Below are 12538 nucleotides of genomic sequence, written 5' to 3' on the forward strand. Positions count from 1 at the left end.
ACGGGAACGTCGCGGCGAGCGCGGCCGAGAACGAGACGGAATCGACGCCGCCGCGAACAGTTACTCCGGGAGAAACAAGGCGGGTTCGGTGTGTCGGAACGAGCAACGACGGGTGTCCCCCAGGTCGCTCACCGTCGTCCGAATCTCGGGTTCGGTCCGAAGCGTTTCGACGAACGAGCGGTCGGTGTCCGGGTCGTAAAACACGGGATAGAGGACCGCTTCCATCGTTTCTTCCGATTTCACGACGACGACGAAGATTCGAACGTTCGTGTCGCGGGCGCGGTAGACTTCGAGCTGCTCGAACGCCGCATCAGGCTCTGAAACGGTCGAAGAGAGCGCTTCGAGCTCCGAGTCCGGGACGAGGAGCCGAAACCCGGCGTCGGCGGCCGCCGCCGCGTCCGTCGTGGCGACGTCTCCCGGATGAAGAACGAGCGTCTCCCAGCCCGAATCTTCGAGTTCCGCCGAAACCTCGTCTATCTCGGTGAGGATGTCAGCCCAATCGGCGAGGGCCTTGTTCGTTCGGTTGATTTTTCCGCGTACCATGCCGACACCCTCCGTGAACGCGGAGTAAAAGTGTTTGGGGCAGAAATCCGCGTTCCACCGACGGCCTGCGATCTCGGTCGTCGGCCGCCATACTGTGAGTAAACGATTCGTTCACAAATTGTATCCGATTCGGAGATTTTGAAGAAACATTCATATATATGAAGCTAAGCGGTATAACCGTGAGAATAGCAATGCCCGATTCGCAGGAGTGGATAGAGGACCCGCGTGTTGTCGAACTTCTCGAAGACCGGATGGACAAGAAGGACTATCTCATCTTCCGCGAACTGAACAAGGACGGGCGAATCTCGGACACGGAGCTCGCCGACCGCGTCGGACTCTCTCGGACGGCCGCGCGGCGGCGGCGCAAGATGCTCCAAGAGGACGGCATCCTCGAAATCTTCGCGCTGTTGGTCTTTCGGGCGGCCGACTACCCCTACGCCGAGGTCCACATCTCGTACGACAAGGGCTCCACGAACGACGAAATCACGGCGTTCATCGAGCGACTCCTCGACGAGGGGCTGGTCTACGAGGTCGCGGAGTGCATCGGCGAGTACGACCTGCTGATTCGCGTCTGGCAGTCCTCTCTGAGTAGTATCAACAGCTACGTCCGCGAACTCCTGCAGGACAGCGACGTGGTCGACAGCTACACCATCGTCCCCATCACCGACTCCTACAAGATGTTCCACCGGACGTTCTACAGGCCGGGCGAAGAGGCACCCGACGCGTCGTAACCGGGTCGGAGTCGCCGCGAGCGAGCGTCGGGTCGAACGTACAGTCCGAGAGCCGCCGGTCCTCGCGGGTGCACCGACCGGCCGAACCAACACGTTTTAGGTTGGCCTAAACAATGTGTCGAGCGAGCGACGCACGGACCGCGGCGTCGGGACACGACCCGCGAACCAGTAGACAGAGACACCATGGTCGGCACGACACTCACCCAGATTCGGACTCACATCGAATCGCTCGCGAGCGACGACGGGGCGTACGAACTCGTCTGCGGACGGACCGGAGAGCGGCCGGTCCCGGTGGACGGTCTCCGGTTCGAGGACCGTTCGACCGCGGAGGCCGCCGCCCGCGCGGCGAGACAGTACCGCTCCGCGCTCCGGCGGTACGACCCGAACGTCCCGTACTACGACCTCATCGTCTCGGAACACGACGACGTTCCGGGCTTCGGCGGCGCGGACGCGACCGCGGAGGGATGGGCGACCGCCGGTGCGACGCCCGGTCTTCCCGAACCGCCCTGCGACCTCGGAACCGACGCGGACGGCCGACCCGACTGCGCCGGCGGCGGGCGCTCCGAGCGGGTCGAGTTCTGCCACCGGGTCGCGGCGGCGGTGTTCGAGGCGCTCGTGGACGCCGACCATCGGGCTGTCGAGACGGCGGTGATGGACGCGTACTTCGACCTCGCGGAGACGATGTCCAGCGCGGACGACCTCTGTCTGCGCCTGTTGGAGAGCATGGCGACGGCGCTCCACGTCCACCTCACGTCGGCCGAGCAGGCGGACGTGCTCGAACGCGCCGCCTCGAACCTCTCGTCGCGACCCGAGTCGGCCGGGGCGCTGGAGGCGACGCTGGCGGAGATGGAGCGACTCGACCTCGTCGGGTCGTACACCTGCTCGCCGTGGCGGCCCGGGCCGGAGTCGGGAACGAGGTCCGCGGAACTGACCCTCGAACGGTACGCGCTCTCGGCGCGCGAGGGACGGCTTCCGGTGTTACCGGTCGTCCTCGACCTCTACCGCCGGGCGGAGTCGTGGAAGCCGGTCTCCCTGCACGTCACGCCGGCCGATGAGGGCTGGCACGCGACGCTTTCGGTCTCCTCGAAATCGAACGCGGTCGGACTGGCGAGCGTCCCGATTCACGAGCGCGCCGCCGACTGACTCGTTTTTCCCACCTCTCACGCCGCCGCGACGGGGACGCGCCAACCGTCTCAGGCCCGAAAGCCGCGCAGAAACCCGGTGGCGACGCCGCCGCACCCGAGCGACACGAGGAGTTCGAACGTCCGCACGACGAGCACCGCCGCGGCCGCCCCCGCGGCCGGCGCGCCCGTCGTGAGACTGAGCGCGCCAGCGAGAAGCACGTCGTACGCGCCGAGGCTCCCCGGGACGGGGACGACGCTCGCCGCCTGCGGGAGCGGGATGACGGCGACGATGGGGAGGAACGCAACGCTCGTCCCGGTCCCGGCGAGCGCGACCCAGAGCGCGAGCGACGTGAGCAGTTGCTCGAAGACGCCGCTGAGCGCGATGACGCCGAGGAGTTCCGGCGCGTCGCGGAAGTGGACGACGCGCTCCCAAAACCGCTCGACTGCGGCGGCGACGGCGTCGCGGCCGAGCGGCGTCTCGCGGGTGAGTCCAGAGACAGCGCGGACGACCGGGGTCAGGACCGCGACGACGACCGCCGAGAGCGCGTCTCGCGCCCAGACGAGCGCGACGCCGACGACGAACAGCGCGGCGACCGCGCCGGCCAGCGTCGCGAGGACGAACCGCGGGGTCGGTGCGTCGAGAAAGAGGACGACGACGACGGCGACCGAGAGAAGGAGCTGTGCGGCGGATTTGACGTACTTGGCGACGCCGCGGACCCCGAGGGCCTCGCTGTAGCTCGTCTCGGTCGCGACGCCGAAGAACTGCGCCATGATTGGCTCCGAACTCACCGGGCCGGCGGGGCTGAGCACGTCGAAGAAGTCGCCGGCGAACGCGAACTGGACGCTCGCCCGCGGCGAGAGCCCGCCGCGGAGGGGTCGAACCGACGCCCAGACCCCGAGGCCGTCGACGGTCGCCTCGGCGAGCATCAGAACGCAGACGACGCCGACGGCCCACGGGGCGACGGCCGCGACGCGCGAGCCGACCTCCTGCGGGCCGACGTACCAGAGGTACGCCGCGAGCGCTCCGATACCGAGCCCCGCGCCGACGGCGAACCGAATCCCGCGTCTCACACCCGAAGGAAGCGAAGCCCGCTACAAAACCGCCGCGACTCGCGGCCGCGTCGGTCGTCGGGGCCCTGCCTCGATTCGAGGACTAAACCACGACGAGACGGCCGGTGGCCGTGGATTTATGCTCGCGAGTTCCTACTAGCCCCGATGTGGACTCCCCGTTCGAGACGCTCGGCATCGACCCGGACGCAGACGAGGACGAACTCGTCGACGCGTACCGTCGGCGGGTGAAGTCGGCCCACCCCGACCACGGCGGGTCGGCCGAGGAATTTCAGGCGGTTCGGACGGCCTACGAGGCGATTCGAGCCGGCTACGAACCCGGCGACGAACTCGAACCCGTCGAGACTGACGGCCGTCGCCCGGCCGACGAGGGGGCGAGCCGAAACGGACAGCACGACGCCGGCACCGCCCGAAACGGCGAGACGGGCGGCGACGGGACCGGCGGCGCGGGTTCCGATACCGGACCCGACCCGGAGCCCGAACCCGAACGACGCGGGGCGCGGGTCGAGTTCCTCGACTACGACGTGCTCACCGACCGCGGCTGGTCGCTCGCCGACGACGACCTCTTCGAGAAGGCCGCCGAAAGCGGCCTCGACGGCGACGCCTACGGCGAGGTGTTCGTCGAGCCGCGGACCAACCTCCTGAAGGCCGCCGAGGACGCGGGCCACAGTTGGCCCTTCGCCTGTCGCGGCGGTGCCTGTGCGAACTGCGCGGTGGCGGTCGTCGAAGGCGACGTGAAGATGCCCTCGAACCACATCCTCTCGGAGGAGATGCTGGAGCAGGGCGTCCGGCTGTCGTGTATCAGCCTCCCGGTGACCGACGACCTGCAGGTCGTCTACAACATCGAACACCTCCCCGGCCTCGACGAACTTCGGCTCCCCCCGCAGCACGCCCGGAAGATGAGCGCGGGCGACTGACCGGCACCCGGCGGCTGGCCCGTCCGACGTGCGCCCCGGCGCGACTTCGGGGTTGTGCGTCACCCGCGCCCCAACGCGGCCGAATTAAGCTCCGATAGCGACCCTACAACGATATGAGAGGAACGCCGACGCGGAGAGACGTCCTTCGGCTCGCGGGCGCGGGCGCCGTGGCGGGAACGGTCGGGCTGGCTGGCTGCCTCGGCGGAAGCGGCGGCGGAACTGTCGACGCCGAGGGTGACGCGACGACGACGGGGGACGGGTCGACCGGGACGCCGGCCGACGAGGGCGCGTGGCGGACGACCGAACTCACTGACGTTCGCACCGGCGAGACGTTCACTATCGAGGGGCTCCTCGACCGACCGGTTCTCCTGGAGACGTTCGCGGTGTGGTGTTCGAACTGCCTGCGCCAACAGCGCGAGTTGGTCGAGTTCCACGAGGCCGTCGGCGACGACGTGCTGACGGTCGCGCTCGACATCGACCCCAACGAGGACGCAGAAAAGGTCAGGAAACACGCGGAGGACCACGGCTTCGACTGGCGCTACGCCGTCTCGCCCGAGCCGGTCACACGGAGCCTCACCGCCGAGTTCGGCTCGTCGATGGCGAGCGCCCCGGTCGTGCCGATGGTCCGGCTCTGTCCCGACGGGACCGCGACGCGGCTCAAGGACGGCCACAAGACGACCGCGTTCCTCCGCGAGCGGGTCGACGAGTGCTGACCGACCTCGCGCCGCGGCTGTTCGAACTGTTCCTCCTCGGCGTCGGCACCCCGCTCACCGCGGCCTGCGCCCTCCCGCTGTACCCCGGCTTCCTCGCGTACCTCGCGCGACAGAGTTCGCGGGCGAACGCGGAGTCGCCGTCACCAGCCGGCGGGGTCGCTGACGGACGCGGTTCGAGAGGTCGCGGCGACGGGAACGGAGTCGAGGGCGAGGACAGAGACAGGGACAGGGACAGAGACAGAGATGGAGACGAAGACGGCGGCCTCCCGATAGCCGTTCTCGGCGGCCTCGTCACCGCCGGCGCGGTATCGTTCATGCTCGTCGTCGGCGTCGTGTTCTCGTTCCTCCTCGAACTGTCGCTCACGGCGGTCGTCGAGGTCGTCTCGCCGGCGGCCTTCGGCGTCCTCTTCGTCGTGAGCCTCGCGCTCCTCTTCGACGCGAAGGTGTTCGCGCGGCTCCCCACCGTCGAGCCGCCGGAGACGCGCCACCCGGCGCTGTCGGCGTTCGCCTACGGCTTTTTCTTCGGCGCAATCGTCCTGCCCTGCAACCCCGGCTTCATCGCCCTGTTCTTCGCGCGCGTCCCCGTGCTGTTCGACACCGCCGCCGAGAGCCTCCTCGGGTTCCTCGCGTTCGGCCTCGGCATCGGCGCGCCGCTTCTCGTCTTCGCCCTCGTCTCGGAGCGGTACAGCCGACGGGCGACCCGGTGGTTCGCCCGACACACCACCGCCATCAACCGCGTCACCGGCGCGGTCATGCTCGTCGTCAGCGCCTACTACCTGCTCGTCGTGTTCGACGTGCTCGGCGTCGCGCCCGTCCTCGAATCGCTCCTCGACAGGGTCGTCTGAGCCGGGGACCCGACAGGGCGGGACGCCGCGAACCCCCGAGCCGCAGAAGTGCCTATCACCGTCGGCCCCCTCTATCTAGGGAAGCACCAGATGAACGCCGACCAGCGATCAGACCGGTACCGGACGGTCGTCGCCCGCCTCGAACGCCTCCCGACACGGGCGCGACTGGCCTTCGTTTCCGACCTCTGGGCCGCCCGCGGCTTCGAGACGCGCGTCGAGGCGGGGGTCGTCCGCGCCGAGCGCCGCGGCCGGTCGGTCCGGATTCGGCCCGCCTTCGGCCGTCGGTCGAGAGCGTCGGCGGCGGCCGAGCGAGACACGGCCGGCGTGAAACACCTCGGCGCCGGCGACATCGCCGAGGCGCTCCTGTACGCCATCGACCGGCAGGACGCCGATGCGGTCTGTCGCCGCCAGTTCGGCGCGTCGCTCGACGACCTCCGGCCGCCGCTCCGGGTTCGTGCCCGGCGGAGGGTCCGACGACTCGGGGACCGAACCGCCGCGGTCGGCCGCGACGCCGCCCGGGGAATCACCGCGCTCTTCGTCGTCGTCGCCGTCGTGAGCGGGGCGGCCGTCGCGCTCGACCTCGTGCCCTCGCCGCTCGACGGGTCGATGCAGTCCGCCGGAGTCGGGACGGGCGGGGCCGGTGAGTCGGGGTCGCCGACGGCCACGCCCGAGCGCGACGACGCGGCGACGGAGGGACCGTCGGAAACCGCGGCGACCGAGACCGCCTCCGGGTCGGAAACGCGGAACGCCGGCGCGCCGGGACTCGGGAGCGGCCAGCGCCTCGGGCCGGTCGAGCCCATCGAACCCGGCGAGTTGGAGCGCGTTCCGGGCGTCGGGCCGGACGGCATCGAGAACCTGACCGCTCTCAGCACGGCCCACGAGCGCGCGCTGGCCGAGGAGTCCTACACGCTGTGGGTCGACATCTACCGACCCGAGGGCGCGGACCCGAACTCGACGCGGAGACAGTACGACACCGACATCGCCGTCGCTGGCGACCGCTACGTCATCGCCGAGACCGTCGAGTCGGGCCGCGAGCGGACCCGACTGGAGACGGTCTACTACGACGGGGACGCGTGGTACGTCGCCGAGACCGAAGACGCGGTCGAGCGGACCCGGAAGGTCGACGGCAACGCCACCGCGCCGCCGGTGCAGTTCGAGCCGCGGGGGCTGAACCGCGGGCTCGTCCGCCAGTACCTCGACACGCGGGCGACGAACGTGACCGGGAAAGTGACCGACGAGAACGTCACGTACTACCGAATCGAGGGGAGTCAACGCCCGGCCATCGGCGGCGTCGAACCCGTCCAGGACTACCAGTTCGTCGCTCACGTGGACGAGCGGGGGTTCGTCGCCGACGCGACGGCGACCTATGCGCTCGTCTCCGACGAGGGGTTCTACTGGGTGCGATTCGAGTGGACCTACGGCCGCGTCGGCGAGACGACTGTGACGCCCCCTGCGTGGGTCGAGGGCGTCGAAAACGGGACGACAGCTGGGATGGCGACGACAGCCGACAGCAACAGGCCGCCGGCGCTTCGGACGCCCGCCCGACCGCAGTAACCCCCCGGCGGGATGCCTCGATGACGACTTTTATGCGCGTCCTCCGCCGAGCCCCGCTATGGCAATCGAGTCGGGAGACCGAGTCGCGCTCGCGTACGTCGGACGCTTCGAAGACGGGACCGTCTTCAACACCTCGCGGTACGAGGTCGCGGTCGAACACGGCCTGTACGAGGCCCAGGAGAAGGACCGCGACGACTACGCCCCCCAGACGTTCGTCGTCGGCGCGGGGCAGATAATTCCGGGGCTCGACGAGGCCGTCGTCGGGATGTCGGCCGGCGAGGAGGCCACCGTGACCGTCCCGCCGGCGGACGCCTACGGCGAGTTCGACCCCGACCGGATTCGGACCTACGACCCCGAGACGTTCGAGGGGATGGTCGGCGAGACGCCCGAGGTCGGCCTGCACGTCCACGCCGAAAACGGGCTCCACGGCGACGTCACCGCCGTTCGCGACGACGCCGTCGAAGTCGATTTCAACCACGAACTCGCGGGGAAGACGCTCGTCTTCGACATCGAAATCGTCGCCGTCCAGTAGACGGTCGCGGCCGGTCGGAGCAGTTGGAGCAGTTGTGACGGGGCGATAGAACGGAACGGGAACGGAACGGAACTGAGCGTCGAGAAGGAGCGCCGAGCCGCTACAGCGAGTGCTTGGGGACGATTTCCGGGTCGGGCGTGTAGTTGACCGCGGCCTCGACGCGGAACACGTCGGCGAGGAGTTCCTCGGTGACGACCTCGCGCGGCGGGCCCCAGTCGTACAGTTCGCCGTCCTGCATGGCGACGAGGTAGTCGGCGAAGCGCGCCGCCTGCGCGATGTCGTGGAGGACGACCGCGACCGTGACGCCGCGTTCCTCGTTGAGTTGGCGGACCGTCTCCAGCACCCGGAGCTGGTGGTGCAAGTCGAGGTACGTCGTCGGCTCGTCGAGGAGGAGCACGTCGGTGTCCTGTGCGAGCACCATCGCAATCCACGCCAGTTGGCTCTGTCCGCCCGAGAGGTTGCCGATTTGCTTGTCGCGGATGTGCTCGACGCCCGCGAGGTCGATGGCGCGTTCGACCGCCTCGTGGTCGTCCTCGTTGACCTGCTCGAAGAAGCTCCGGTGGGGGTACCGGCCGTGGTAGACGAGGTCCTCGACGGTGAGCGACGTGGGCGAGTCGTGTTGCTGGGAGAGCAGTCCCAACTCGCGCGCGAACGCCTTGTCGTCGTACTCGGTGATGGACTTCCCGTCGAGATAGACGTTCCCGGTGTCGGGCGAGAGCTGTTTGGCGAGCGACTTCAGGAGCGTGCTCTTGCCGGAGCCGTTCGGTCCGACGAGCGCCGTGATTTCGCCGCGCGGGATGTCGATTCGGTCACACTCGACGACCGGCTCCTCGCTCGTCGGATACGACAGTTCGAGCGCGTCACCGGTGAGCGCGCTCTCGCGTGTCGAGCCGTCTTCGACGCTCGCGCGTCCGTCCGCGGTCGCGTCCGTTTCGCCGTGTTGTACCATCTGTTGGGAGTCTCCTGATTGCTGTTCGGACATCACACTTCACCGATGTTCTGCTGTTTGCGCATGAGGTAGAGGAAGTACGGCCCGCCGACGAGGCCCGTGACGACCCCGACCGGGAGCTGAATCGGGTTGAGCGCGAGGCGCGCGCCCACGTCGGCGGCGACCATCAGCGCCGGGCCGGCGAACAGACAGCCGACGACGAGGCGCTTGTAGTCGCTGCCGACCACGTTCCGGACCAAGTGCGGGACGACGAGCCCGACGAAGCCGACGATGCCGGCGACGGCGATGCTCGCCGCGGCCGCGAGGACCGCGACGCCCGAGAGGGCGAATCGGACCTTCTCGATTGACATCCCGAGCGAGCGGGCGGTCTGTTCGCCCAGAAGCAGGACGTTGAGCTGTCGGGAGCTCCCGAGCGCGAGGCCGATAGCGATAATCGACCACGGGAGGGCCATGCGAACCTGCTCCCAGTCGGTTCCGGTGAGCGAGCCGGTCGTCCACGCGATGGCGGACTGGACGACGCCGATGTCGTCGACGAAGAAGAACAGTCCCGTCTGGAGGCTCTGGAAGACGGTGCCGACGATGACGCCCGCGAGGACGAGTCTGACCGGCGAGGTACCGTTCTTCCACGCGATGAGGTAGACGAGGACGAACGCGAACATCCCGCCGAGCGCCGCCAGAAGCGGGAGGTACGCCGCGAGCCCCGAGAAGACGACGAGCGTGAGGAGGATGAGCAGTCCGGCCCCCGACGAGACGCCGAGGATGAACGGGCTGGCCAGTTCGTTCCGGGTGACCGCCTGGAAAATCGCGCCCGAGATTGCGAGGTTCGCGCCGACGAGGGCGGCGACGAACACCCGCGGGAGCCGGATGTTCCAGACGATGAGCGTCCGCCGACTGAGGTCTGGGAGTTCGCCGCCGAGAAGGAACACCTGCCAGACCTGCGGGTCGAAGATGACCGCGGGGTCGAAGACGGCGCGCCACGCCTCGCCGATGGTCATCGAGAACGCGCCGAAGCTGACCTGCACGAGGCCGCCGGCCACGACGACCACGAGGCTGGCGAGACAAAGCGACACGAGCGAGCCGTCTATCCAGCCGAACAGCCGGTTCAGCACCGACCCCGAGGACTGTTCTGTCGACGTCGTCCCGCTCACTGCTCGACACCCCCGAGTTCGCGTCCGTCGAGGTAGTCCGCGAGCGCCTCGTCAGGGAGCGCATCGAGGACGCGTTCGGTACCGATCGCCTCGACGAGTCGCCGGATGCCGCGGGGTTCGGCGGTCTCGACCTCGTGGTCGGTCCGGCGGGTGTCGAACGCCCGGTCTATGTAGGACTCGCGGAGTTCCGCGAGGCGCTCGTCGTCGAGGTCGGCGTCGTCGGGGACCTCGCTTTCGAACCACTCGCGCCAGCGGTCGCGGTCGCCCCACTCGCCTTGGAACTCGGTGTCGGCGCGGAGCCAGTCGTAGTGGCGCGCGAGGTCGCCGGGGAAGCCGCGTTCGCGCCGGCGGTCCTCGATGAGACACCGGGCGACGTGGCCGCCCTGTCCGGCGGCGATACCGACCTGCGCGTTCCGCTCGCCCGACGGGGCGGCGACGTACAGCCCCTCGACGGGAGTTCGCCCGTCGTCGTCGGCGTACGAAGCGTCGAAGTGCTCGTGGACCTCGCCGTGGTGATCGTGTTCCTCGAACATCGCGTCGTCGTCGTCGAGGCCGCGGAGGTAGTCGCCGTCGTACCACGCGGCGGCGACGACGTAGTCGGCTTCGACCCGGCGGTCGTCCTGCGTGCGGACGACGAATCGCCGGGCGGCGGCGTCACTCGCGTTTCCACCCGCATCGTCGCCCGGTCGCTCGACCGAGACGACCATGTCCGCGACGTAGTCCGCGCCGACCTCCGCGACGTGTTCGTGCATGAGCGCGGTGAAGGTGTCGACGCCGATGCCGGCGGGGAAACCGAGGTAGTTTTCGAGGTACGCACACCGGCGGAAGGCGGCGTTACCCCGGTCGAAAACGACGGTATCGAGGCCGTATCGCGCGGTGAAGACGGCCGCGGCGCACCCCGAGGGACCGCCGCCGACGACGACCACGTCCGTCGAGTCAGGTTCGGTGCCTTGGTCGGTCACGGCTCAGACCGCCCCCGTGAGAACAGCCCGTCGGAGAGCGTGGTCGAAGTCGGCTCCGTCTTCGTTCATACGTTTTAGGCGTCCCTAATACAATAAACCACTTTCGGATTTTAGGTACTCCTAAATCCACCGACACGCGGAGAACGGCCCGTAAAGAGGCTGACTCACCCGAATCACCGGTAACGACGTCCGAGAGAAAGCCCGCCGGACTGCCTGACGAACGCGGCCCAGCGCGGCCGAAATCCCCTCAGCCGAGGAGGTACCGGAGCGCGGGCCGCCGACGGACGAACTCCAGTTCTTCGAGGTACGCGTCGAGGCCGAGGATGCGGCCCGCCGCGAGCGCGCCGACGACGAGGAACAGCGCGAGCCCCAGCAGGTCGCCGTTGACCAGCCCGTGTCCCCAGTCGGCGTTGCCGAGGTAGAAGAACGTCATGAGGAACGTCCCCCCGGCGGCGGCGAGTCGGACGGCAGCCCCGGTGATGAGCGCGAACCCGATGAGCGTCTCGCCCAGCGGGACCATGACGTTCGTGAACTCGAGCATCCACGGCGTCTGGCCGACCCACGCGAGGAACGCGTGGACCGGGCCGGGCGCGCCGGCGGTGCCGTTCACGAGCCAGCCGCCCGCGTTAAACGGCTCGGCGGCGAGGTACTTCGTCACCCCCGCGTGGAGGAACCAGTACCCCGTGATGATTCGGGCGAACACGAGCACGTAGCCGGTGACGCCCTCGGCGTAGTCGAACTCCATCCGGTTCCCCAGCATCTCGATTTCGCCGGTTGCGGCCATCGTCTGTCACCTCACGTGTGAAGCGTGGGCCGCCGGGAGGTTATAAATCCGGAGCGATTTTCGAATCCTCGGAAACTGGGAATCGGCGGGCCGTCCACGTCGATTCGAACCGGCACCCTCGGCGGGCGCGAACGCGAAGATACGTCTCGATACGGTGCGTGGGTTCCACCGGTCACACGGCCGACGGCGGGCGTCGTCGGGCGAGACTGACCCGTCCCCGCCGACTCACTCGGGCGTGATGACGACCCCGTCGTCGTCGGCGTGGTCCATCGCCACCTCGTGTCGCGTGTGGCGGGCGTGGGTGCGGGCCCACCGACGGGCGCTGGCCTCGGAGAGGAACTGCTCGCCGTCGGGACACTGTCGGCAGCTAACGACCCACGGCGAGACGTCGTCCGGGAAGTGTCCGGTGTGGCGACGGTGGTCGAGCGCGAACTGCTCGACCGACTGGTTGCCGAGCTGTAGCTCGGCCAGTTCGTACGAGAGGTCCCACTCCTCGCCGCACCGCGAACACGAGACGGTCGGCGTGTCGTCTATCGGGGCCGTCGGGGAGTGCGTGCGAAAGTCGTCGTCGCTCGGTGGAGACACAGGCGGGATTGGGACCGCGGCCTCTTGTAACCGTCTGCCCCCGAAGTGAAAGACAATCTGTTGATATATTCCCGCGGAATCGG

At 68.8% G+C, this 12538-nt stretch carries 14 protein-coding genes; 7 read left to right on the top strand and 7 right to left on the bottom strand.

Features of this window, described 5'->3' with window-relative positions:
- Nucleotides 1–60: 60 nt before the first annotated feature.
- Nucleotides 61–543 carry a hypothetical protein gene (locus C5C07_RS15150; protein ID WP_004976508.1) on the bottom strand — a complete coding sequence of 161 codons (483 nt, stop codon included), beginning with the start codon at nt 541–543 and terminating at the stop codon, nt 61–63.
- Between the two features lie 191 nt (nt 544–734).
- On the opposite strand from C5C07_RS15150, the gene C5C07_RS15155 reads away from it, so the two are divergent.
- Entirely contained in the window at nt 735–1274 is a 540-nt protein-coding gene (locus tag C5C07_RS15155) for an Lrp/AsnC family transcriptional regulator (protein WP_004976509.1), read from the top strand.
- Between the two features lie 183 nt (nt 1275–1457).
- Nucleotides 1458–2417, top strand: a complete 960-nt coding sequence (locus tag C5C07_RS15160) for a hypothetical protein (RefSeq protein WP_004976510.1) — start codon at nt 1458–1460, stop codon at nt 2415–2417.
- Between the two features lie 50 nt (nt 2418–2467).
- Here the strand turns inward: C5C07_RS15160 and C5C07_RS15165 are convergent, their stop codons facing one another.
- Entirely contained in the window at nt 2468–3469 is a 1002-nt protein-coding gene (locus tag C5C07_RS15165) for a lysylphosphatidylglycerol synthase domain-containing protein (RefSeq protein ID WP_115805400.1), read from the bottom strand.
- Between the two features lie 146 nt (nt 3470–3615).
- Here C5C07_RS15165 and fer point away from each other — a divergent pair, with 146 nt between their 5' ends.
- The 5 genes from fer to C5C07_RS15190 all read left to right on the top strand — a co-directional run bounded on the left by fer (nt 3616) and on the right by C5C07_RS15190 (nt 8027).
- Complete coding sequence (gene fer / locus C5C07_RS15170) at nt 3616–4383, top strand: ferredoxin Fer (RefSeq protein ID WP_115805401.1); 768 nt, start codon at nt 3616–3618, stop codon at nt 4381–4383.
- A 113-nt stretch (nt 4384–4496) separates the two neighbouring features.
- On the top strand, nt 4497–5096 hold the full coding sequence (locus C5C07_RS15175) for a hypothetical protein (protein WP_050459194.1): 600 nt from the start codon (nt 4497–4499) through the stop codon (nt 5094–5096).
- Nucleotides 5090–5941 carry a cytochrome c biogenesis protein CcdA gene (locus C5C07_RS15180; protein ID WP_115805402.1) on the top strand — a complete coding sequence of 284 codons (852 nt, stop codon included), beginning with the start codon at nt 5090–5092 and terminating at the stop codon, nt 5939–5941. The genes C5C07_RS15175 and C5C07_RS15180 overlap by 7 nt, the downstream gene beginning before the upstream one ends.
- Before the next feature lie 90 nt (nt 5942–6031).
- A complete protein-coding gene (locus tag C5C07_RS15185) occupies nt 6032–7495 on the top strand; it encodes a hypothetical protein (protein ID WP_115805403.1) in 1464 nt (487 codons plus the stop codon).
- 58 nt (nt 7496–7553) lie between these two features.
- A complete protein-coding gene (locus C5C07_RS15190) occupies nt 7554–8027 on the top strand; it encodes a peptidylprolyl isomerase (RefSeq protein ID WP_004976518.1) in 474 nt (157 codons plus the stop codon).
- A 100-nt stretch (nt 8028–8127) separates the two neighbouring features.
- Here C5C07_RS15190 and C5C07_RS15195 read toward each other — a convergent pair whose 3' ends face one another.
- The 5 genes from C5C07_RS15195 to C5C07_RS15215 form a co-directional block, all read right to left on the bottom strand.
- Entirely contained in the window at nt 8128–8976 is an 849-nt protein-coding gene (locus C5C07_RS15195; RefSeq protein ID WP_394338705.1) for an ABC transporter ATP-binding protein, read from the bottom strand.
- A 32-nt stretch (nt 8977–9008) separates the two neighbouring features.
- Entirely contained in the window at nt 9009–10124 is a 1116-nt protein-coding gene (locus C5C07_RS15200; protein WP_004976520.1) for an iron ABC transporter permease, read from the bottom strand.
- A complete protein-coding gene (locus tag C5C07_RS15205) occupies nt 10121–11086 on the bottom strand; it encodes an FAD-dependent oxidoreductase (RefSeq protein WP_115805405.1) in 966 nt (321 codons plus the stop codon). The genes C5C07_RS15200 and C5C07_RS15205 overlap by 4 nt, the downstream gene beginning before the upstream one ends.
- Before the next feature lie 247 nt (nt 11087–11333).
- Nucleotides 11334–11870 (bottom strand): DoxX family membrane protein, encoded by a 537-nt coding sequence (locus C5C07_RS15210; RefSeq protein WP_115805406.1) that lies wholly within the window; start codon nt 11868–11870, stop codon nt 11334–11336.
- 225 nt (nt 11871–12095) lie between these two features.
- Complete coding sequence (locus C5C07_RS15215; protein ID WP_115805407.1) at nt 12096–12455, bottom strand: hypothetical protein; 360 nt, start codon at nt 12453–12455, stop codon at nt 12096–12098.
- Nucleotides 12456–12538 lie beyond the last annotated feature (83 nt).

This window comes from Haloferax sp. Atlit-4N, from assembly GCF_003383025.1.
In the GTDB taxonomy this organism is placed as follows: Archaea; Halobacteriota; Halobacteria; order Halobacteriales; family Haloferacaceae; genus Haloferax; species Haloferax gibbonsii.